This window comes from Chromatium okenii, from assembly GCF_016583745.1.
In the GTDB taxonomy this organism is placed as follows: Bacteria; Pseudomonadota; Gammaproteobacteria; order Chromatiales; family Chromatiaceae; genus Chromatium; species Chromatium okenii.
This window is the reverse complement of the sequence record NZ_NRRQ01000023.1, coordinates 1-22,066: the sequence shown is the minus strand read 5'-3', so window position 1 is coordinate 22,066 and position 22,066 is coordinate 1. Positions and strand designations below refer to the sequence as shown.

Sequence of the window (22,066 nt, the reverse complement as noted above, 5' to 3'; positions counted from 1 at the left end):
CAACCACTTCACTTCATCAACGTTAATAAAAAACAGGTGCCCGCTGTATGCCGTCTGCTATCATCGCATCCGATTCCGATCCCGCTGCTGCGCTGATAACGGACAGCAAGATTGCATTGACGCCGCCAGAACAGGCGCAACGCTATCTCATCAGCGATTTGTGCGCGTATCTCGATAGTTATTTACCAGTTGAACAAGTGCGTGAATGTTATCGCGCTTATTTATTTGGAGCGGAAGCGCATTTAGGACAAACGCGTAAATCTGGGGAGCCGTACATTTATCATCCGCTGGCGGTGGTGCGAATTCTCGCGGAAATGCGAATGGATTATCGCTGCTTGATTGCGGCGTTTTTGCACGATGTATTGGAAGACACCGCAATTGCAAAAGAACAAATGGCGGAATTGTTTGGCGAAGATGTCGCTGAATTGGTTGATGGCGTCAGCAAACTGAATCAAATCGACTTTCAATCACGAGCGGAGGCGCAGGCGGCGAGTTTGCGCAAAATGCTGTTGGCGATGACGCGAGATATTCGGGTAATTCTCATCAAGCTCGCCGACCGTTTGCACAATATGCGCACGTTGGAGTCGATGCGCCCTGAAGCCTGCCGCCGTATTTCCCGCGAAACGCTCGACATTTTTGCGCCCATCGCTAATCGGCTGGGCATCAATTGGGTGCGGGTGGAGCTGGAAGAGCTGGGATTTCTGCATTATTGGCCGTGGCGGCGGCGCGTGTTGCAGCGGGCGTTACAAAAGCTGGTTGGCGCACGTTTGGAGGTGGTCGGCACGGTGGAAACGGCGCTGAAACGGGCGTTGCAACAGGAGGACATCGCGGGACGCGTGGAGGGACGCCGCAAACATCTGTATGGCATTTACAACAAGATGCGCACGAAACGGCGGCGTTTTGCCGATGTTGCCGACATGTTTGCGTTTCGCGTGACGGTGGATCGGGTGGACACCTGTTATCGGGTGCTGGGGCTGGTGCATAACCTGTATAAACCGGTGCCGGGGCGATTTAAGGATTACATTGCCATTCCTAAAGCCAACGGCTATCAATCGCTGCACACGGTGCTGGTTGGGCCGCAGGGCGTGCAGATTGAAATCCAAATTCGTTCAGAAGATATGCAGCGCATCGCGGAATCCGGTATCGCAGCGCATTGGATGTATAAAACTGGAGTACAAACTGCCGTTAATCCCACTGCATTGGCAGCCGATTGGCTGCAAAATTTATTGGAAATGCAGCGTGAGGCGGGTAATTCAGTTGAATTTTTAGAGCACGTTAAAGTCGATTTATTTCCCGGCGAGGTTTACGTTTTTACACCGAAGGGGCGAATTTTGACGCTCAAACGCGGCGCAACGGTGGTTGATTTTGCTTATGCGATTCATTCGGATGTGGGTAATCGCTGCGTTCACGCGTTGATTGATCGGCGGATGGCGAATCTCAACACGGTGCTGCGCAACGGGCAGACGGTGGAAATCATCACCGCGCCGGGCAAATCGCCCAATCCCAGTTGGATCAATTTTGTAGTGACGGCCAAGGCGCGGATGAACATTCGCGGCTATCTCAAAAATGTGCAGCAGCTTGAAGCGCATCAGTTTGGGCAGCGCCTGCTCAACGCGGAACTCGCAGCATTCAAAACCGATCTTGAGCATCTCGATCTGGTGCGGCTGGCGGCGTATTTGGAAGACACCCATTTGACCACTGTGGATGAATTGCTCAACGAGATCGGTTTGGGCAATCGGCTGGCGGTTTTGGTAGCGCGGCGGCTGGTTGATAACGGTACGCCGGAGACGAAAGCGGCGGAGCTGCCGTATCAATTGGCGATCCAAGGCAGCGAGGGGATGGTGGTCAACTTTGCGCGGTGCTGCCGCCCGATTCCGGGTGATGACATCCGGGCGCTGTTCAGCCCCGGACGCGGCATCGTGGTACATCGGGCGGAATGCCGGAACTTGGGCGGTTTGGATTCCAAGCGCGATCAACGTCTTGATGTGCGCTGGTCTGAAGACGCTGTTGGCGACTATCCGACCGAGATTCGGGTAGAAATCGGCAATCGGCGCGGGGCGCTGGCGGTGGTGGCTGGCGCGATTGCGGAGCAAGGCTCGAACATTGAAAACGTCGTGTCGCGTGAAAAAGACGGGATGACGACTGATCTTGAATTTCTGCTGGTGGTGAAAAATCGCCAACATCTTGCCCGCATCATGCGGCGATTGCGCCAGATTCCGCTCATTACTCGCATCGTGCGCATCACGCGCTCCTGACCGCTTTCCAGCGCCCTACGCGGCAATGCAAGCGATTTGTGCTGGTTTCTTGACTCAGATCAAGAAATTGGCATTTCGTAATCTGCACCACTGGAGTGCAGCAGCGTGAAAATTTTGTGAAATCAAGCCTCTTGTGCCAAATCGGGCATCTGAAAAATCAGGTTAAGAACAGGTGACAAGTCGTTGAAAAATTCTGCGGCGCGGATGCTTTTGCTGACATTTTTATCGCCGTTTTTACCCCCTCTTTTTTGCCCTATCCACATCATCTTGTTACCGCTACACTTGCAAACCACTATATGTAGTGGTTTGACCATTCTGCTCCAGCGTTTAGCGCGACCGCATTTTGCCCCGACATTTGCTCCCCGACCTGCGATCAAGACCCAGAGGAACCGCGATGGGAACCCAGACTGATTTTTTGGCGTTACCTCCGCACATTCTCAAGCGCGATGGACTGAAAACGCCTTTTGATGCGACTCGCATTGAGTCGGCGCTGCGTCGTGCCGGTCAAGCCAGCGGCGAATTTGGCGCAGATGAAGTGGCATTGCTCACGGCGCAGGTTATTAAAGTGCTGGCGCACCGATTTGGTGAGGGGCGGGTGCCGGATGTTGAAAGTATTCAGGATGTCGTTGAGCAAACATTAATTAGCGCCAATTATCTCAGTACGGCGCGGGCTTATATTATTTATCGTGAACAACGCCATAAATTGCGCATTGACCATCGTACTTTAGTGGATGTCAGCAGCTCAATTGATGAATACCTTGATCGTTCTGATTGGCGTGTGGCCGCAAATGCCAATCAAGGTTATTCATTAGGTGGTTTAATTCTGAATACATCGGGCAAAATGATTGCAAATTATTGGCTCAATCATGTGTATCCGCCCGAAATTGGTGAAGCGCATCGTGAAGGTGATTTTCATATCCACGATTTAGATATGTTGGCGGGCTATTGTTTCACTGGCGATACTCGCATTGCCTTACTTGATGGCACAACGCCAACGCTCAAAGAACTTGCTTTAACTAAAGTAAATGAATCTTTTTGGGTTTACAGCCGAGACAGCGAAGGGAATGTTGTTCCCGGCAAAGCGCATAGTCCGCGCTTAACCCGTAAAAATGTTGATGTGGTCGCCGTTATCATTTCGGGTGGGCATACTATTAAATGCACTCCTGATCACGAATTTATGTTGCGCGACGGCACTTATAAAAAAGCCAGTGCTTTGCGTCAAGATGATTCACTCTCTCCGCTTTATGTAAGCCAGATTGGTTCTGGTTATTTACGACTGTCAGATGCAAAACTAAAGTTACGCGAATATGTTCACCGCATTATTGCATCCAGTTATTACGGTGATTTAACTGGAAAATCTGTTCATCATATCAACGGCAATAAAACAGATAACCGTCCTGAAAATTTGCGCGTGATGGATGATGCTGACCATCGACGTATGGAACTGTGCGCAACAACAAGCGGTCAGGTTTGGCGTGCAGCGCAAACCGCTCGACTCAATGAATACAACCGCAGCGACAGTAAAAGAGAAACAATTTCTCAGTTTGCTAAAACCCGCGCAAGAGATTCGGACGGACGTTTTTATAATCATACCGTCCGCTGCGCTCCGCAATTGATTGGGCAAGAAGATGTGTATTGTTTGACTGTTGAGGACTACGAAAACTTTGCTTTAGCGGATGGGGTGTTCGTTCATAATTGCGCAGGTTGGTCATTGCGTACTTTATTAAATGAAGGTCTCAATGGCGTCCCCGGTAAAGTTGAAGCCGATCCGCCTAAACACATGTCTTCAGCAGTTGGACAAATCGTTAATTTTCTCGGCACATTGCAAAATGAATGGGCTGGTGCGCAAGCCTTTTCGAGCTTTGATACTTATATGGCACCCTTTGTACGGGTGGATGGTTTGAATTATACGCAGGTAAAACAAGCGATTCAGGAATTGATTTATAATTTGAATGTTCCCTCGCGGTGGGGGTGCCAATGTGTTGATGAAGAAACTGAATGTTTAACTGAACATGGCTGGAAACGCTACGACCAAATCACAGTAGGAGAGCGGATTGCAACCTTTGATTGGCATAACAACTGTTTGGAATATCTCGAACCGCTGGCACTGAAATCTTATGATTTTGATGGTGAGATGTATGTGCTGCGCAATCGCACCCAAGAACAATGGATTACGCCCGGTCACAAAGTACTGCGCAAAGTGTTTAATTCAGAGAGCCGTTGGGTTTTAGAAGATATTGAAACCGTTGCGCAATTAAAATCGCCAATCGTGATTCCGAATGCTTGGGAAACTGCGGCGACACATGAAATTGACGACAGCCTTGTGATGCTGATTGCTTGGATCGTTGCTGAAGGCAACTTTGATTTTAGCGGCGGACGGCGGCGTGTCAGTTTGTATCAATCAACGGGAAATCAAAAGAACACCGCTGAAATTGAGTGGCTGTTACAAGACCTTAATTTAAGCTGGCACGAATACGAACATACCGGAACCTATGCTAATTATCCAGTATGTCGTTATCGCTTAAATAAGGATGCAAGCAACTTTATTCTTAGTTATCTGGACAGTAAATGTGTTCCAGACTTCATTCGCACGCTATCTGTGCGGCAAATTCGCTTGTTTTTAGAGACTTATGTTAAAGGTGATGGCCATATCGAGGAGAATGGTCGCATTCGTATTTATACCAATAATCAAGCGAACCTCGATGTGTTACAAGAATTATGCGTTCTTGCTGGTTATGGCAGCACCGTCTATACGCGTAAAGATTCCGGTGTGCATGTACTTAATATCATCCGTAACCGTGAAACGTATATTCAGTTAATTACTCGCCGTCCTTATAAAGGAAAAGTATGGTGTCCTACAACGCGCAACGGTACATTTGTAGCGCGGCGACACGGAAAAACCTTTATTACCGGCAATACGCCCTTTACTAATTTAACTTTTGATTGGGTGTGTCCAGAAGATTTGCGCAATCAGGTTCCCGTCATTGCAGGCGTAGAGCAGCCATTTACTTATGGCGAGCTGCAAGCGGAAATGGATTTAATCAACCGCGCTTATATTGAAGTAATGACTGAGGGCGATGCCAAAGGTCGTATTTTTACTTTTCCAATTCCAACATATAACATTACTTCTGATTTTCCTTGGGAAGGAAAAAATACTGATTTGTTATTCGGAATGACTGCAAAGTACGGGTTGCCCTATTTTTCCAACTTCGTCAGTTCTGATATGGACCCACACATGGTGCGGTCAATGTGTTGTCGGCTGCGTTTAGATGTTTCTGAATTACTAAAACGCGGGAATGGTTTATTTGGTTCGGCAGAACAAACGGGTTCGCTAGGCGTGGTCACGATTAACTGTGCGCGGCTCGGATTTACGCATCGCGGTGATGAACGCGGATTATTGGCGCGGTTAGATACGCTGATGGAATTGGCGCGGAATAGTTTGGAAATCAAGCGCAAGTTAATTCAGCGTCACATGGATTCAGGATTATTTCCTTATACCAAACGTTATTTAGGGACGTTGCGCAATCATTTTTCAACCATTGGCGTGAATGGTGTGAATGAAATGATCCGCAACTTTACCCAAGATGCGGAAGACATTACGACGGTGCGTGGTCATCAACTGGCGTGTCGCCTGCTAGATCATGTGCGTTCGAGAATGATCGAATTTCAAGAATTGACCGGCAGTATGTATAACCTTGAAGCAACTCCAGCTGAAGGAACAACCTATCGTTTTGCCCGTGAAGATCAAAAACGGTTTCCTAATATCATTCAAGCCGGCACTCAAGAATCGCCTTATTACACCAATAGCTCACAATTACCGGTTGGATATACCGATGACCCGTTTGAAGCCTTAGAAATGCAGGAAACGCTGCAAAGTAAATATACCGGCGGCACCGTGTTGCATTTGTATATGAGTGAGCAATTGTCTTCGGCAGATGCTTGTAAACGACTGGTGCGACGCGCTTTAGAAAATTTCCGTTTGCCGTATGTCACGGTGACGCCAGTGTTTTCAATTTGTCCTAAACACGGCTACATCGCCGGTGAACATCATTTTTGCCCGCTGTGCGATCAAGAACTCATCGCCCGCAAACAGGCAGAACATAATCGCGCCACACCCCGGCTCGACCTCGCAGTGCCGATTGGTGCCGCTAAAACTGGATCATCAACCTCGTAGGAGACCCATCGTGACTCAAACCAATACCATCGAACTCAAATCCGAAGAACGCACCGCGTGTGAAGTCTGGACTCGCGTGATGGGTTATCACCGCCCGGTGTCGGCATTTAATAACGGCAAACGCGCCGAACATGCCGAACGCTGCTATTTCTCCGAACATCCGCAACGGGCGCAGCAGCAGTTTGCGCAACTCGCGGCGTAAAGCCCCGCGTTGCGTCGGCCATCCAAGTCATGTCATGCACACCATTACCACCTGCGCATCGCTAGACCTCGGGCAAGCACCGACCTCCACTCCAATCACCGCCGCCGCCCTGCGGATCGGCGGGTTGACTCGCCTCACCACCATTGATTACCCCGGCGAATTAGCTGCGGTGATCTTTTGCCAAGGCTGCGCGTGGCGCTGTCGTTATTGCCACAATCCCGCGTTACTTGATCCCGATGCCGTGACCGCGTGGTCGTGGGCAACGATTCTCGCGTTTCTCAAGCAACGGCAAAATTTACTGGATGCAGTCGTGTTTAGCGGCGGGGAACCAACGACCCAACACGCGCTCGCGGCAGCGATGACGGAAGTGCGGGAGCTGGGTTTCAAAGTTGGATTGCACACTAACGGCGCGTATCCCGACCGCTTGCGGCAGTTGTTACCGCTGCTCGATTGGGTCGGTTTGGACATCAAAGCCTTGCCGCTGGACTATCCAGCGATTACTGGCGTGGTCGGCTCCGGCACTCCGGCGTGGGACAGTTTGGCGTTGTTACTGGAAGCGGAAATTGCAGTGGAAGTGCGCACCACCATCATGCCCGGCTGGACGCCAGCGGAAGTTGCGCAGTTGGCGCAGACACTGGCTGATGCAGGTGTGACACATTTTGCGCTGCAAGCCTGCGACACAATTCATGCCCTTGATCCGCACCTCAGCACGCCGCCAGCCCTCGCCACCTTCACCGCCCACCTTGACAGCGGGCGTTTTACGCATTTCACCACTCGCGGGATTTAGTCTCGCAGCAGCTGCAAATCTGCCTGCGTCAATTGCACCGCAGCTTGTAACGGCGGCGCACTGGGTGCAGGTGCCGCGTTGGGATCAGGCGCTTCATCAGGCATCGGTTCTTCATCCAACTCCTCATCAACTGGCGCTGGCACCGCCGCCGGCAACAGCGGCGTCGCTTCTGGAAACGCAATCCGCGCACTCAGCACTGGCTGCGCCAGCAGCTCCGTCACCCGCTGATCGCGCCCATAAATATCGGGGCGAAATGTCACCTTGCCTTCATCGTTGGCAAACGCGGTCAGGTAATACAGCAGCACCGGCAAACCCGTTTGCAGATTGACATAGCGCGTTTTGTTGCCACTGAGCACCTGATCGATGCGCCCACGATCCCAGCCAGATTCCGCCAATAAAATCTCCGCCAACTTGAGCGGATTTTGCACCCGCACACAGCCATGACTCAGCGCCCGACTGCCGCGTCCAAACAGATTTTTATTTGGCGTATCATGCAGATAGACGGAGTGACGATTGGGAAACATAAACTTGACGCGCCCCAACGCATTCTTCGGGCCCGGCTGCTGCACCACGCGATAGCGTTTGTAATTGCTGACATTACCGCCGCTGAATTTGCGCCCCGTTTGGCGATCCACCACCGTGTAATGCCCCGACACCCGCCCCATCGTTTTTTGAATCGAGATCGGCACCGTCCACGTCGGATTGAGCACGACGTGATTCATCAAATCGCGGAACATCGGCGTCGGCGAATCCTGCGCCCCCACGATCACCCGCGTGCTCCACGCAATCGCGCCAGCGCGGACAACGTGCGCCTGATAATTGGCGACATCGACAAACACATAATCCGCCGCTAAATCATTGAATAACCAGCGCATCCGTTCCAAATTGAGCCGCACTTTCTCCGCTTTCACCGGATCGCCAGCTTGATTTAGCGCCGCCAGCGTGGACGGGCCGATGATGCCGTCTGGAAACAATCCCAGCCGCTCCTGAAACGCAACCACCTCGGCGTGGAGCGCCGCGTCATATAAATCGGCATCCGGCAGGGGCAGCGCCGTCGGCGTGATGAACTGACCGTTGAGCACCCGCAGCCGCTCCCGCAGCAGCGGAATGCGCGGGTCACGGTTGCCTTTGACCAATTTGCCGCCAGTCGGCAACGGCGGCAGGTCGGCTAATTCCGCCGGGGAAATGAACTGCGCCAGCGCGTTTTTTAACGCCGTGTACCAAAACGGATGTTGAAACCGCGTCGCCAAAAAGTGCTGTAAATCAGGCGCATCCACCGCGCCGCGCATGTCGTCCAGCAATTGGCTGGCGGGTACCGGATCGCGGTCATTGAATTTGGGATCAACCTCGGTCGGCTCGAGCTTGCCAAAGCGGGTGTGGTGAACATAGCGCAGCAGCGCATCACTCAGCTTGAGGTCAGCAGCGATCCGCGCCGCTGGCGTCAACGTGGTCAACGCCTCAGGTGCGCTCAACGTTCGCAGCGTGGCGGCATGAAAATCTTGCGGATCAAAGCCTTCGGCGCGACTGTCGCGCACCACTTGCTGTAACCGTGCGATCTGCGCCGGTTGTGTCCACACCAACGCATTGCCGCGCTGCGCATAAAACTCCGCCAATAACCGCCCGGACAACAATGGCACGCCGTCCAATGCGACCGTTTTGGTATCGCGCAATGCTTCCAAGGTGTTATTGAATAAGGTTGAGGATTGCGCCCACAGCGGCATGATTGCCAATAATAAAAACGGAACGATACGAGAAATAAATAAGCCCATTGCTCACCTTCAAAGAGCAGTTAAAGTTGTGATTGCATTCAGCCAGATAATTTACAGAATTGCGGGCAAAACGTTAATGCAGCAGTGTCACTCTGCATTCTCCGTAAAGCGAGATTCATCGGCATTTGCATTCCAAAAATGCACTGGATCAAGATCATGCCAGCGATTCACAATGGTGCAAAACAACCGCGCAGTTTGTTCGGCGTCATACACTGCGGAATGCGCGGCGCTGTGTTGCCAATACAATCCCGCCGCCATTGCCGTCCGCGCCAGCACCGTTTGTCCAAACACCAAGCCGCCGAGTGTCACCGTATCGAAAACGCTAAACGCATGAAATGGATTTTCTTTAAATCCGGTGCGTTCGACTGCCGCTTTGACAAAACCCAAATCAAAATGCGCGTTGTGACCAACCAGAATGGCGCGATTACAACCGGTTGCTTTGACTGCTTTACGAATGGGCAGCAGCACCCGCTGGAGCGCATCCTGTTCGGAGATCGCATCCCGAAACGGATGATCGGGATCAATACGATTAAATGCCAAGGCGCGGGGGTCAATTTCTGCGCCAACAAACGGCAACACATGACATGCCAGCGGCGCTGATGGTTCTAAATGACCGTCTGGTGTCATGCGGATGATGATCGCTGCAATTTCTAACAGCGCATGACGTTGGGCGTCAAAACCAGCGGTTTCGACATCCACCACTACCGGCAGAAAGCCACGAAAGCGCTGCGCGATACCACTTAAATTTGATTCTTTTGCGTTCATTTGGACAGGATACGGGCGACAGCGATGAATGCCAAACATTGTGGCATCTTTGGGGGGCGCAACTGCGATCAAGATTTACGCTGTGATAGGATTCCACACAACGCCGCAATCAATGACTAAAAAGTGATAAAGATAATGGACGCATTCCGTTGGCACTGGTTAGGAGCACTCAGTGCAGTGCTGATCATCAGCGGCTGCGCGACCGTTTCCAAGCGCCCACCTGACCCCCGCGACCCGTTGGAACCATTCAATCGCGCCTTGTTCCGGTTCAATACCGACTTTGATAACGCCTTTTTGAAACCGCTGGCGAAAGGCTATCGCGCCGTGACGCCAGAACCGCTTGATCGCAGCATCAGCAACTTCTTTTACAACCTCGCGGATGTGACCTCGGCGGTGAATAACTTGTTGCAATTCAAAATGTCCCGCGCTGGCAGCGATGTCGGACGGGTGGTCATCAATTCCACCGTCGGCGCACTCGGCTTGTTTGATGTCGCCACCAACCTCGGCTTGCCCAGTTATAAAGAAGATTTCGGGCAAACGCTCGGATATTGGGGTTTAGGATCAGGCGCTTACGTCGTGCTGCCGATTCTTGGCCCCAGCAGCGTCCGCGACACCGTCGGCTGGGCGGGCGACATTATGACCGATCCGCTGACGCAGATTAAAAATGAGCCGCTCCACGCCGGGCTGCTCGGCACACAAATCATTGATCGGCGGGCGGATTATCTCGCTGCGGGCGAGATTATGGATGATGCCGCCATCGACACCTATAGCTTTTGGCGCGACACCTATCTCCAGCGCCGCCTGAGTCTGGTTCACGACGGCAATCCGCCGGCAGTGGAAGGCAAGGATGATTTTTGGGATGAAGTTGATTTTGAAGGTAAAAAATAAATTGCGTCGCGCCTGTTCACGACTCAACGCTGGCGGATGCGCTGCCAAAGTTGGTGCAGGCTGCTGCGGCTGACGCTTAGAATAAAGTGACTCCAAATCCCGAATAAAACCAACAGATTAAACGGCAGCGAATGTTCATCTTGTTGGAATTTGCGGAAAAATCGCGCCATGCCACGATGCTTGTGCCATTCCACCCGCAGCGGACGCGCCTTGCTGCAATGCCCTTTGTGGTGAATGAAAGTCGCGGTCGGCACGAGATAAATTCCCCAGTTGGCGCGACTGCAACGGACAAACCAATCCAAATCCTCGCAGTGCAAAAAGTAACCCTCATCAAGCAGTCCAATGGTGTCCAGCGCCGTCCGCCGCACCAACATCGCCGCTCCCGAAATTGCCGCCACCCGCTGCGGTTGCGTCGGCAGTGGTTGCGCGGTCAGATTCAAACGAAACGGGCGCGTCGTCTCCGGCAGCCAGCGTTCAAGCCGCAACACCTGCACCAAACCAATCCAAGGATCAGGAATCACGCGCCGACTGGCGACTTGTTCGCGCCCGTCAGGATCGCGGACGATGCCGCCGATCATGCCCGCATCGGGAGTAGCATTTGCAAAACTGAGTAATTGTTCCAACGTGCCGGGCGCAATCAAACAATCAGGATTTAATAATAATAGCAAGGGCGCAGTGGCGTGTTGAATTAAGCGATTATGCGCTGCTGCAAAACCTAAATTGCTGCCATTTTCAATAATAGTTAAGTGCGGGTTATCGCCATAACTACGGCGCAAAAAATGCAGACTGTCATCAGTGGAGCCGTTATCACCAAGCAAAATTTCTAGCGGTAACTCAGTATTTAACGCCGAGGCAACGCACGCAGTTAGTAATTCACCGCCGTTGTAATTGACAATTAAAATGCTGAGTTGGTGTGGCTTGGAATGAGGGAACATTTTTAGTTTCTAATTCAATACAATTGTGCGTTAGGTGCGCTTGCCAATTGGGCGCAACGGTGCGCCAGCATAAACCGTGTAAGCATTTAATTCTCCGCGCACGATAGAACCAGCACCCAACACGCAGCCGCGTCTCAAAATTGCGCCATCAAGTAATACGCAATTTGCGCCAATCCAAACATCATCTTCAATGAGAACTCCGCCTTTACTGGGCAAAAATCCTTGCTGACGAATCAATTGATTTCGATCAGAATAAGCGTGATTGACTGGTGCAAAAGTGCAATTTGCAGCAATTGCAACGTGATTACCAATCTGAATTCCATTGCCTGTATACAACACGCATCCTGAGTTGATATTAACGTATTCACCTATAATCAGATCACCGCTGCCGCCCGCTGGTTTAATTTTAACAAAGCTGTCAATACTGCTGTGTGCGCCAATAACAATTGCGCTGCCTCTCACTGAATCTTCAAGATCAGCAAGCGGTGAAACCTGCGCAGTGGGTGCAATCTCAATCATTATTCACTCTCGCCGTGACGTGGTGATAAAAAACTGGGTTGAGCGATTAAATTGCCGTTTTTAGCATTTGGCACTCTCAATTCGTTAATCAGTTGACCCAATGCCATCTGTGCGGCAGCAACGCTAAAATGCTGCTCCATAATGCGAATGCCATTGCGCGATAATCGTTCCCAGCTATTCATATCGGTGTATAAGCGCACAATTGCGGCAGCAAAAGCGGGTGCAGTGTCTGCAATGAATACCGATTCTTCATCAATTAAAAACATCCCTTCCGCCGCCATCGGCGTTGCCACCACCGGCAGCCCGTGCGCAAGACTTTGATTGATCTTGCCTTTCACTCCCGCGCCGTAACGCAGCGGTGCAACGGACAGCCGACAGTGCGCAAAAAATGCTTGTACTTCAGGCACATGCCCATGAATGCTGACGCGTTCTGACGCCAGCGCCCGCAGGTCGGCAGGTGGGTCGGCACCAATAATATGGCAATGCAGCGTCGGCAGCGTCGCCCACACCAGCGGCATGATGTCGCGCAGCAACCAGCGGACAGCATCCGCGTTGGGCGCGTGCGCAAAGCCACCGATAAACAGGAGATCGTGACGCTCGGCACACGGCGTGGCGCTGCCTTCAATCTGGTGAATGTTGGAGACGCGATGCACCTGCGCGTGTGGGCAGTGTGCCTGCACCAGCTCCTGTTCTAACGGGCTAACGACCAGCGTGGCATCGGCAGCCGCGACCAGCGCCAGCTCTTGACGTTGGCGCAGCGTCGCCAGCCAGCGATTGCTCCAGTGGGGATGGAGTTCCGCCAGTCGCCCTTCGCGCAGGAAATGTAAGTCAACGGTATCAAACACAATTTTTGCTTGTGGGCAGTGCTGGCGCACGCTGGGCAGCAGGGCGCTGGCGACATCCGCCCGACTCAAAATCACCAGTTGATAACGGTCGCCGTCGGTAGCGAGATGCTGCGCCAGCGACCGTACCGCCGGACGTGACAGGCAGCGGATGCCGTGCGCAGCGAGCAAGTGATGGCTGGCACTCGGCGCAGCGACATTGGCGGCTGCGCAGGTCACTTGCAGCCCAAGCGTTTGTAAAGTCAGCATGACATTGAGCTGGCGCAGGGAGCCGGAATCGCGGTCGGGCGTGGGGAGGTGCTGATCGACGAGCAACACTTGGGGTTGCGTGGTCAGTGGGCGGTCAACGGCGGGAACCGATTGGGGGCGCGGCTGGCGCGTCATTGACCACTGCGCACTGCTGGCGCGGCGGAGTTTGCGCAGCAGATGCCAAACGCCTTCCGTGTGTACGATCTGGTACAGGCGCAACACGAGGAGCAAAAACCGCTGACGGTGTGGTTGTAATCGCTTCATGTCATCCCATCAATGGGGCTGCTTTTTTATGGTGCGCAGCCATCGCAGCGTTTAAGAAAATCATCATATACCCGCCAAAATTTCTCTATAATCACCTCCAGATTGGACGCGGAACCACCAATCTGCGCTTGCCGAGTCCCGGTAGTCGCTTCTTTTTAGGGCGTTGACGCCCATCACTACAGATAACAGAGACTTTAATATGGCACTTGACCAGTCAGCACGTTACTCCGACTTGAGCCTGAAAGAAGCCGATCTGATTGCGGGCGGCAACCATATCCTCGTCGCATATAAAATGAAGCCGAAGTCGGGCTATGGCTACTTGGAGGCTGCCACCCATTTTGCAGCCGAATCCTCGACCGGTACCAACGTCGAAGTTTGCACCACTGACGATTTCACCAAGGGCGTCGATGCTCTGGTTTATTACATCGACGAAGCGACCGAGGATATGCGCATCGCTTATCCGCTCGATCTCTTCGACCGCAATATAACCGACGGGCGCATGATGATCGTGTCCTTCCTGACCCTGTGCATCGGCAACAATCAGGGCATGGGCGACATCGAACACGGGCAGATGATTGACTTTTATGTCCCTGATCGCGCCATTCAATTATTCGACGGCCCCGCAAAAGACATCTCCGATCTGTGGCGCATTCTTGGTCGTCCGGTGGTCAATGGCGGCTACATCGCCGGCACCATCATCAAGCCAAAACTTGGTCTGCGTCCTGAGCCATTTGCGGCAGCGGCATATCAATTCTGGCTCGGCGGCGATTTCATCAAGAATGACGAACCGCAGGGCAATCAAACCTTCTGCCCGTCCAAAAAAGTCATTCCGTTGGTGTATGACGCGCTCAAGCGTGCGCAAGACGAAACTGGTGAAGCCAAGCTGTTCTCCGCCAATATCACCGCCGATGACCATTATGAAATGTGCGCTCGCGCCGATTTCATTCTGGAAACCTTTGGTCCCGATGCAGACAAGGTCGCGTTTTTAGTCGATGGCTTTGTCGGCGGCCCCGGCATGATTACCACCGCTCGCCGTCAATATCCGGGTCAATACCTGCATTATCACCGCGCTGGTCACGGCATGATTACTTCGCCATCTTCCAAGCGCGGCTATACCGCATTTGTATTGGCGAAGATTTCCCGTCTGCAAGGCGCGTCCGGTATTCACGTTGGCACGATGGGCTACGGCAAAATGGAAGGCGGCGCGGATGACAAAATCATCGCGTATATGATTGAGCGCGATGAATGCCAAGGGCCGGTTTATTTCCAAAAATGGCACGGCATGAAGCCCACCACGCCGATTATTTCTGGCGGCATGAATGCGCTGCGGTTGCCCGGTTTCTTCGAGAATCTGGGTCACGGCAACGTCATCAACACCGCTGGCGGCGGCGCTTACGGTCACATCGACTCCCCGGCAGCGGGCGCAATTTCGCTGCGGCAGTCGTATGAATGCTGGAAAGCTGGCGCGGATCCGATTGAATTTGCGAAGGAACATAAAGAATTCGCTCGCGCCTTCACCTCGTTCCCGCACGATGCCGACAAGCTGTTCCCGGGCTGGCGCGACAAGCTCGGCGCAGCGGCTGAACACAAATAAGCCTGTGCGTTAATTGATTCAAAAAGCCTCCGTTTTACGGGGGCTTTTTATTGGGCAACATTCACCCAACTCTCTCTTCACTCCTCATTTTTTAATTCTGAGCTGCCATGATGAATACTGACATCGCGCAATACCAAGTCAAACAGGAACCGTTTTATCAACCGCAAGGCAATGAAATCGCGCTCTATGAAGCTGCGTATCAACGCCGTTTACCTGTCATGGTGAAAGGGCCAACTGGCTGCGGCAAATCGCGCTTTATTGAATACATGGCGTGGCGGTTGGGCAAACCGCTGGTCACGGTCGCGTGTAATGAAGATATGACCGCTTCTGATTTAGTCGGGCGTTATCTATTGGATGCGACGGGAACGCGCTGGCTGGATGGACCATTAACGATTGCGGCGCGGATTGGCGCAATTTGTTATCTGGATGAAATAGTTGAGGCGCGACAAGATACAACCGTCGTGATTCATCCGTTGACCGATCATCGCCGCAATTTACCCTTGGATAAAAAAGGCGAAGTGGTGACTGCGCATTCTGATTTTCAGCTCGTGATTTCGTATAACCCGGGCTATCAATCGCTGATGAAAGATTTGAAGCAATCGACAAAACAACGCTTTTCCGCCTTGGTATTTGATTATCCACCAGCCGAATTGGAAGCGCAGATTGTCGCCACTGAAACCGGAATTGGTACGGAATTGGCGACGGGTTTAGTGAAGATTGCGCTTGCTGCGCGCAATTTGAAAGGGCATGGATTAGATGAAGGAATTTCGACGCGGCTGCTGGTGTATGCGGCGAATTTAATAGAGGCTGGAATTGCACCAACTGAAGCCTGCCGCATGGCGTTGGTTGATCCAATTACTGATGATGATGATATTCGTGCGACGCTGCATCATGCAATTGATGCTGTGTTTGGATAAGGCGGCGGAAAATAGTGGGCAGTTGTCAGAAAATGTTGTATTGACAACTGCCACTGCATTCCAGCAAAACAATTTGAGATAAAAAAGTATGGGGAAAGTGAATAAAGTTCTCGCTTTAATTTTATGTGGAACGTCTGATGCAAACGTTGAGTTTAGTCGTTTTGGTCGTTACGGTTAGTCATATAAAAATAAAATTTGGTTAAGTTATGAGCTTCGAGTGGGATCCAAAAAAAGCGAGAGCAAATCAGCGCAAACATGGTGTTAGCTTTGAGGAAGCATCTAGTGCATTGCGTGATCGACTTTCAATGACCGGCCATGATCCTGACCATTCGGAAGACGAGGATCGTTTTATAACCTTTGGATTTTCTTCCAGAGGTCGCTTGCTTACAGTGTCACATACAGATCGAGGAAATATAATTCGCATTATATCTGCACGAATAGCCACCAACATTGAGAGGCAAATCTATGAAGAAAGTTAAAGTAGAAACGACAGATGAGTTGCGGTCTGAATATAAAAGGTCTGATTTTGGTGAACTTGTGCGCGGTAAATATGCGGATCGAATTACAGAAGAATCTAATGTCGTTCTTCTTGAACCGGATATTGCACGAGCATTTCCAAACGATGAAGCAGTCAATAAGGCTCTTCGTTATTTACTGGAAATAGCCGAAAACTCAACACGTCTAACCAGTAGATAGCGTTTGGTTTTTTGCAACAAAACCCGCTACAACGAATATCAGCTCAATACATAATGATTTAACCAAAACGCCAGCTAATACTGCATCCATCTAACCACTTTTTAGGAGTTTCTAATGTCCGCACTCCTCCCGCTCGCTGCTGCCGAACTCCAACCGTATCGCCAGCAATTGCGCTGCAATTTTCCACAACTCGATCAAGTATTTCCCGATTGCATGGCAGCAGCGCAATTGCTGTTAAGTGCCACGGGAATTCACGATTATTTACACGGTGCTTCAATCATTTGCGGCATTGGACGCGGCTTTGAGCCAGTGCTGGTGTATTTAGAAAAGATGCCGCAAGTCGCCGCCGAATTGGGCGAGGAAACGCTGGCATTAGTTTCAGATGCAGTGTGGAAAATGTCGCGCAGTCCAAATGGCAAAGCAATTCTGCCATTTTTACAAAGCATTGCCGAAGTGTCGCGGCGCTTGCCGTGTACCGATTTATTCGGGCGTTATATCGACATTATTTTAGATTTTATGGAGCGCACGACCGGCTCTATTCATGGTTTTCATACCACTATTCCCAGCCCCAGCTTGCCGAATTTATTGGAACAAATTCCATATTTATTGCGCCAATTAACCTGTCACGGCTTGCGCAATTGGATTGATTACGGGCTGCGTCATTACGGCGATCATCCCGAACGCCAGCGCGAGTATTTTAGTTTGCAAGCCGCTGATAGTCGCGCCGTATTACAACGCGAACGGCATGGCACTTTATTTGTCGATCACGAGCGCCAGCTTGATTTATATCTCCGCGCTTTATGGCAAGAACATCAAATGCTTGTGCCCTATTCCGAGGCATTTGACGAATTGCGCAAACCGCTTCCGTATTTCGATGCGCTTGGCGTGCGCGTTCCCGATTGTTATGACGACCGCGCTGGCGTCAGCGGCATTGATCGGTATCGCGCCGTGCTCGCGCATATCGCTGCGCATTGGCGCTGGAGCACGCCGCAGGTCGCGGATAATTTAAGCCCTTTTCAACGGGTTGCGGTTGAAACCTTCGAGGATTGCCGCGTCGATACGCTGGCGCTGCGCGAATATCCTGGCTTGCGCCGCATCCTGTTGGCGCTGCATCCGCATCCCGCCGCCGACGATTGCGACTCGGCGCAGGAGTCGTGTATTCGGCATCGGCTGGCGATGTTTTCTCGCGCTGCGCTTGATCCCAATCACGGTTACGAACAGACGGAACTGCTTGATTTTGTTGCACGATTTAACGCGGCGTTGACCGACGGCACAACCTCCAGCACCGCCGAAATCGCCAATCTCGCCATTTCTTACATCGCCCGCACCCGTCGCCAGCAGGATTTGTCTTCTAACGTCTATTTCACTGACACCCACGTCGATTACCGCGACGACAATCGGCATCTGTGGCGCTACATCGAAGAGGGTGATGAAGAGGAAACGTTCGCCGAACGCCAGCCGCAGCGGGCAGATGACATTGAGACTTTGCCGCCGCGTCATTATCCAGAATGGGATTATCAATCAAAGACTTATCGCCCCGATTGGGTCAGTTTGTATGAAGGGTTGCATCCTAGCGGCGATCCGGCATTGATTGATGCGCTGCTTGATAAACATCGGCAATTAGCCAAACGCTTAAAACAAATTCTCGATTTGCTGAAACCGCAGCAATACGTTCGGCTGCGTTATCAAGAAGAAGGTAGCGAATTAGATTTAGATGTCGCAATTCGTTCGTTAATTGATTATCGCGGCGGCGCAACGCCCGATCCGCGTATTAATATGAGTCATCGTCACGATGGGCGCGATATTGCGGTGATGCTATTATTGGATTTGTCGCAATCCATTAACCAGATTCCCGACGGTTGTACGCAGAGCATTTTGGAATTGAGTCAGGAAGCAGTGGCGTTGCTGGGTTGGGCAATTGACCATCTGGGCGATGAATTCGCCATTGCCGGTTTTTCATCCAATACGCGCCACGAAGTGCGTTATCAACACATTAAAGGCTATAGTGAACGATGGGACGATCAAGTCAAAGGGCGATTGGCGGCATTAGAAGCGGGTTATTCAACGCGCATGGGTGCGGCATTGCGTCATGCAGCGCATTATTTAAGTGCGCGTAAAGCGGAAAAGAAATTGCTGTTAATTCTCACCGATGGACAGCCGCATGATATTGATGTCACCGATGAACGCTTGTTGATTGAAGACACCCATCAAGCGGTGCAGGAATTGGATCAACAGGGCATTTATACCTATTGCATTAACCTTGATGCTCATGCGGATGAATATGTGCGCGATTGCTTTGGTAATCGCTTTACGGTGATTGATCGCGTGGAGCGGTTGCCAGAAAAATTGCCGCGTTTATTTATGGCGTTGACGAAATAAACCACGCACCCAGCAGTTAAATGATTTTACGCACACGCCCCAAAATTGTTTAACTGCTCCGCGCTTTATTGCATGCCAATAACTGCTGTAAAACTTCGGTTTCGCTCAACTCGTTTGACCAGCCATAAGCTGCGGCAACTGCTTGATCTAATTTGACATGCGCATTCACCAGCCACGCCGGATTTTTGTTATACAAATTGGTCAGGGTGCGCTGTTTTAATAGCACCGCGTAAGTTGGTTTGGCAATGATCCGATCAGGATAACCCGCCACCACTTCCGGCACTCGCTCAATCCATTCTGGCGGATTTAACCAATTCTCACGCAATTGATTGAGTTGCAATGCTGCTTCAGCAATAGCGACTGCATGATTTCGGTATGCAGTTGCAACCGTTGGAATAACTGCACCGCTGTCTAATGTTTCAATTCCACTGCCAGTATCCGCTGGCGTTAATCCAGTTGGAAATGGAAAGGTTTCAAATGTTGTGGTCGGCGTATAGCGCGGCGTAGCGCCTAAACTGGTGCCCATTCGTAACGCCCATATTTCATGGAAACGTGAATGCAAAACACCAAAAGTGGTGTCATCAGCGCGGGTAATGACAATCAGCATTTTATCCGGCAAAATAGATTGGTGCATCCAAACAAAAATGCGATGTTTAGAAACATGCGGCGTCGCAATGTAGCGCGGTAACTCTTTCAATGCAGTGCGCATTGCGGGTTGCGGATCACCGTGACGCCACCAGTATTTTGCTCTCACTAATCGCGGGTTTTTAATACGTTCTGCTTTAACATTTGTTACGACATAATCAAATGGCGCTTCATAAAAAGCCGCATCTATTTCTGGCATTTTCACATTAAAATCAATAATCCAACCATCACGCTGGCGGCGCGTTACATCTAATCCATTCCAGCTTGGTTTTAATACGTCGCTATTAGGTTTATTGTGCGGATTTGGCAATAGTAACCAGTCCCGTGCTAATTCACCTGCAATATCAAAAGCGCCAATTTTTTGCGATCCTTGAAAAGCAACGCCAGCATTTTCAGTTAACGTGTTGGCGTCTGTTAAATCCGAAGTGGCTTCAATTGTGCCAGCCGTCAAATCCGCATAAATTGCTGCAACTTTTTCACCATTCAATACTGGCATTACTTCTGTATTCCCAAAACAAATCAAACTGACGCGCACCGCAGCGCCGCTGTTAATCCAAGGCTCATCTGACCACGCATTAAAAATGGTCGTCGTTTTACAAATGCGTTCCAATACTTGACGATTTGCACCACCGCGAATTGAATTCGTTGACACTAAACCGGCAGCGTTGGCTTTTCCCGTTTCAATCTGTGTTCGCGCCTTTTCAAACCAATATGTCACCAAATCTGCACCTGCGGGAATGCGCCCAGCATAAATAGTTCCCAATGTTGAAAAATAATCATCACCCAATACGCCGCGCTTTTTACTACCACCTAAAAATGGCGGATTGCCGACAATGACATCAGCGTCTGGCCAATTCGGTTCCGAGCCATCTGCATTCACCACTGCATCACGTTGGTCAATGATATTGATGGTTTTCAGAATTGGATTTTTTGCCAATGAAAAACCGTGATTCAGCATCCATTGAATTTCGCCAATCCACACCGTCACCCGTGCTAATTCAGCAGCATAGGGATTCAATTCAATGCCCAGCACGTTTTCCGGCCCGACCGATATAAAGCTGCGCGGCAATCCCAAACGCTCAGAGTCTAAAATCACCTCGTGTTCCAAATCTTTCAATCCGCGCAATGCCAATAATAAAAAGTTTCCCGAACCGCAAGCCGGATCAAGGACGCGAAAATTTTGCAACCGTTCAAATACCGTTGATAGCAATGCTTGTGCAGGTTTCATTGCCTTGGTGCGGGCGCTTGCTGATTTTGCTGTATCTGCTTTTTTCATTAACGCTGTGATTTCAATCTTTTGAAGATGCCAATATTCTCGTAATGGATCAAGCACCACCGGATTGACCAACCGCATAATGGATTCTGGGTCGGTGTAATGCGCACCGAGTTGTTCACGTTGATTGGGATCAAGTCCGCGCTCGAATAAGGTGCCGAAAATACTCGGCTCAATGGCTGACCAATTCAACCGCGCCAATTCTCGCAACATCCGCACATCATCGCGGGTTAATGGCAGTGGTGTTACTGCATCAAACAATCCGCCATTAAACCAATCAATTTCTTCAGTACCAAAGAACCCGCCAATTGCCATCGTATTAAATAAATTGGTGAGCATTGGCAGCAAATTCTCCAAACGCTTCTGCCCAATTTCCAATAGCTGACTAAACGAGTGATTAGGTAACAAACCAATATCTTCAGCGAAAAAACAAAATAGAATTTGCTGGCAAAAATGCGCAATTTGTTGAGTATTGTGACCACGTTCGCGCAAGGTTTGCGCCAATTCACCGAATTGTCGCGCCGCGTTTTCTGTTAATGTTGCAGTGGTGAGCGTTGGGCGCAACCGCTCCGGTTTAGAAAATGTCCATTTTAATAATTGCAATTTATCGGGATTGCGCAAATCTTCCAACGTCAGCGAATGCACTTTAGGCACCGTGCCATTAAATGCGGTGTGAATAATAATGCGCTCCATATCAGAAACAATCAACAGCGGCGGATTTTCTAACGCCGGAGCGTAGCGATGAAGTTGGACAAATGCTTCATTCAAATTTTTGCGTTTGCCTTTATATAGTCGATCCAACATAAAATGAGTTATAAACTAAGGTGGTAAAAACACATGACTTATTCTATTGATTTTCGTCGTCGAGCATTAGAACTAAAAGAAAAGCTTAATCTTACTTATAGTGAAGCCG

17 protein-coding genes are annotated in these 22,066 nt (G+C 50.7%); 10 read left to right on the top strand and 7 right to left on the bottom strand.

Annotated elements, in window-relative coordinates:
• Window positions 1-47 precede the first annotated feature (47 nt).
• The gene (locus CKO12_RS09790) at window positions 48-2,255 is read left to right on the top strand and encodes a RelA/SpoT family protein (RefSeq protein WP_200154561.1); all 2,208 of its coding nucleotides are present in this window, start codon (window positions 48-50) and stop codon (window positions 2,253-2,255) included.
• Window positions 2,256-2,377: 122 nt separating this feature from the next.
• Here the strand turns inward: CKO12_RS09790 and CKO12_RS09785 are convergent, their stop codons facing one another.
• Entirely contained in the window at window positions 2,378-2,521 is a 144-nt protein-coding gene (locus tag CKO12_RS09785) for a hypothetical protein (RefSeq protein WP_200154560.1), read from the bottom strand.
• Between the two features lie 128 nt (window positions 2,522-2,649).
• Here CKO12_RS09785 and CKO12_RS15170 point away from each other — a divergent pair, with 128 nt between their 5' ends.
• From CKO12_RS15170 to CKO12_RS09760, 3 genes are read left to right on the top strand one after another with little or no spacing between them, the layout of a single operon-like run.
• On the top strand, window positions 2,650-6,429 hold the full coding sequence (locus tag CKO12_RS15170; RefSeq protein WP_274599914.1) for a ribonucleoside triphosphate reductase: 3,780 nt from the start codon (window positions 2,650-2,652) through the stop codon (window positions 6,427-6,429).
• 10 nt (window positions 6,430-6,439) lie between these two features.
• The gene (gene nrdD, locus CKO12_RS15165; RefSeq protein WP_200154559.1) at window positions 6,440-6,631 is read left to right on the top strand and encodes an anaerobic ribonucleoside-triphosphate reductase; all 192 of its coding nucleotides are present in this window, start codon (window positions 6,440-6,442) and stop codon (window positions 6,629-6,631) included.
• 34 nt (window positions 6,632-6,665) lie between these two features.
• A complete protein-coding gene (locus tag CKO12_RS09760) occupies window positions 6,666-7,418 on the top strand; it encodes an anaerobic ribonucleoside-triphosphate reductase activating protein (protein ID WP_200154558.1) in 753 nt (250 codons plus the stop codon).
• Here the strand turns inward: CKO12_RS09760 and CKO12_RS09755 are convergent.
• Window positions 7,415-9,187 (bottom strand): L,D-transpeptidase family protein, encoded by a 1,773-nt coding sequence (locus CKO12_RS09755; protein WP_200154557.1) that lies wholly within the window; start codon window positions 9,185-9,187, stop codon window positions 7,415-7,417. The genes CKO12_RS09760 and CKO12_RS09755 overlap by 4 nt on opposite strands.
• Window positions 9,188-9,274: 87 nt before the next feature.
• A complete protein-coding gene (gene rnt, locus CKO12_RS09750) occupies window positions 9,275-9,952 on the bottom strand; it encodes a ribonuclease T (RefSeq protein ID WP_242466292.1) in 678 nt (225 codons plus the stop codon).
• A gap of 135 nt (window positions 9,953-10,087) precedes the next feature.
• Between rnt and CKO12_RS09745 the strand changes: the two genes are divergently transcribed.
• Window positions 10,088-10,840, top strand: a complete 753-nt coding sequence (locus tag CKO12_RS09745; protein WP_200154555.1) for an MlaA family lipoprotein — start codon at window positions 10,088-10,090, stop codon at window positions 10,838-10,840.
• A 23-nt stretch (window positions 10,841-10,863) separates the two neighbouring features.
• On the opposite strand, the gene CKO12_RS09740 is transcribed toward CKO12_RS09745, so the two are convergent.
• The 3 genes from CKO12_RS09740 to CKO12_RS09730 are packed head-to-tail and all read right to left on the bottom strand — an operon-like array spanning window position 10,864 to window position 13,649.
• A complete protein-coding gene (locus tag CKO12_RS09740) occupies window positions 10,864-11,775 on the bottom strand; it encodes a glycosyltransferase family 2 protein (RefSeq protein WP_200154554.1) in 912 nt (303 codons plus the stop codon).
• 30 nt (window positions 11,776-11,805) lie between these two features.
• Window positions 11,806-12,294 carry an acyltransferase gene (locus CKO12_RS09735; RefSeq protein ID WP_200154553.1) on the bottom strand — a complete coding sequence of 163 codons (489 nt, stop codon included), beginning with the start codon at window positions 12,292-12,294 and terminating at the stop codon, window positions 11,806-11,808.
• Complete coding sequence (locus CKO12_RS09730) at window positions 12,294-13,649, bottom strand: glycosyltransferase (protein ID WP_200154552.1); 1,356 nt, start codon at window positions 13,647-13,649, stop codon at window positions 12,294-12,296. The genes CKO12_RS09735 and CKO12_RS09730 overlap by 1 nt, the downstream gene beginning before the upstream one ends.
• Before the next feature lie 199 nt (window positions 13,650-13,848).
• Between CKO12_RS09730 and CKO12_RS09725 the strand changes: the two genes are divergently transcribed.
• From CKO12_RS09725 to CKO12_RS09705, 5 genes are all read left to right on the top strand, one after another.
• Complete coding sequence (locus tag CKO12_RS09725) at window positions 13,849-15,243, top strand: ribulose-bisphosphate carboxylase (protein ID WP_105073703.1); 1,395 nt, start codon at window positions 13,849-13,851, stop codon at window positions 15,241-15,243.
• A 110-nt stretch (window positions 15,244-15,353) separates the two neighbouring features.
• On the top strand, window positions 15,354-16,160 hold the full coding sequence (locus CKO12_RS09720) for a CbbQ/NirQ/NorQ/GpvN family protein (protein WP_200154551.1): 807 nt from the start codon (window positions 15,354-15,356) through the stop codon (window positions 16,158-16,160).
• A gap of 206 nt (window positions 16,161-16,366) precedes the next feature.
• Window positions 16,367-16,639: a BrnT family toxin gene (locus CKO12_RS09715; protein ID WP_200154550.1), complete on the top strand. Its 273-nt coding sequence runs from the start codon at window positions 16,367-16,369 to the stop codon at window positions 16,637-16,639.
• A complete protein-coding gene (locus CKO12_RS09710) occupies window positions 16,626-16,856 on the top strand; it encodes a hypothetical protein (RefSeq protein ID WP_200154549.1) in 231 nt (76 codons plus the stop codon). The genes CKO12_RS09715 and CKO12_RS09710 overlap by 14 nt, the downstream gene beginning before the upstream one ends.
• Before the next feature lie 114 nt (window positions 16,857-16,970).
• The gene (locus tag CKO12_RS09705) at window positions 16,971-19,235 is read left to right on the top strand and encodes a nitric oxide reductase activation protein NorD (RefSeq protein WP_200154548.1); all 2,265 of its coding nucleotides are present in this window, start codon (window positions 16,971-16,973) and stop codon (window positions 19,233-19,235) included.
• A gap of 49 nt (window positions 19,236-19,284) precedes the next feature.
• On the opposite strand, the gene CKO12_RS09700 is transcribed toward CKO12_RS09705, so the two are convergent.
• Entirely contained in the window at window positions 19,285-21,957 is a 2,673-nt protein-coding gene (locus CKO12_RS09700; protein ID WP_200154547.1) for a class I SAM-dependent DNA methyltransferase, read from the bottom strand.
• Between the last annotated feature and the right edge of the window lie 109 nt (window positions 21,958-22,066).

What these genes read in the sequence shown, in the direction of transcription:
- CKO12_RS09715 (WP_200154550.1), top strand. Translation starts at nt 16,367, where the DNA reads ATGAGCTTCGAGTGGGATCCAAAAAAAGCGAGAGCAAATCAGCGCAAA.
- CKO12_RS09725 (WP_105073703.1), top strand. Translation starts at nt 13,849, where the DNA reads ATGGCACTTGACCAGTCAGCACGTTACTCCGACTTGAGCCTGAAAGAA.
- CKO12_RS09745 (WP_200154555.1), top strand. Translation starts at nt 10,088, where the DNA reads ATGGACGCATTCCGTTGGCACTGGTTAGGAGCACTCAGTGCAGTGCTG.
- CKO12_RS09705 (WP_200154548.1), top strand. Translation starts at nt 16,971, where the DNA reads ATGTCCGCACTCCTCCCGCTCGCTGCTGCCGAACTCCAACCGTATCGC.
- CKO12_RS09755 (WP_200154557.1), bottom strand. Translation starts at nt 9,187, where the DNA reads ATGGGCTTATTTATTTCTCGTATCGTTCCGTTTTTATTATTGGCAATC.
- CKO12_RS09720 (WP_200154551.1), top strand. Translation starts at nt 15,354, where the DNA reads ATGAATACTGACATCGCGCAATACCAAGTCAAACAGGAACCGTTTTAT.
- CKO12_RS09735 (WP_200154553.1), bottom strand. Translation starts at nt 12,294, where the DNA reads ATGATTGAGATTGCACCCACTGCGCAGGTTTCACCGCTTGCTGATCTT.
- CKO12_RS09730 (WP_200154552.1), bottom strand. Translation starts at nt 13,649, where the DNA reads ATGAAGCGATTACAACCACACCGTCAGCGGTTTTTGCTCCTCGTGTTG.
- CKO12_RS09790 (WP_200154561.1), top strand. Translation starts at nt 48, where the DNA reads ATGCCGTCTGCTATCATCGCATCCGATTCCGATCCCGCTGCTGCGCTG.
- CKO12_RS09760 (WP_200154558.1), top strand. Translation starts at nt 6,666, where the DNA reads ATGCACACCATTACCACCTGCGCATCGCTAGACCTCGGGCAAGCACCG.
- CKO12_RS09710 (WP_200154549.1), top strand. Translation starts at nt 16,626, where the DNA reads ATGAAGAAAGTTAAAGTAGAAACGACAGATGAGTTGCGGTCTGAATAT.
- CKO12_RS09785 (WP_200154560.1), bottom strand. Translation starts at nt 2,521, where the DNA reads ATGATGTGGATAGGGCAAAAAAGAGGGGGTAAAAACGGCGATAAAAAT.
- CKO12_RS15170 (WP_274599914.1), top strand. Translation starts at nt 2,650, where the DNA reads ATGGGAACCCAGACTGATTTTTTGGCGTTACCTCCGCACATTCTCAAG.
- CKO12_RS09700 (WP_200154547.1), bottom strand. Translation starts at nt 21,957, where the DNA reads ATGTTGGATCGACTATATAAAGGCAAACGCAAAAATTTGAATGAAGCA.
- CKO12_RS09740 (WP_200154554.1), bottom strand. Translation starts at nt 11,775, where the DNA reads ATGTTCCCTCATTCCAAGCCACACCAACTCAGCATTTTAATTGTCAAT.
- rnt (WP_242466292.1), bottom strand. Translation starts at nt 9,952, where the DNA reads ATGAACGCAAAAGAATCAAATTTAAGTGGTATCGCGCAGCGCTTTCGT.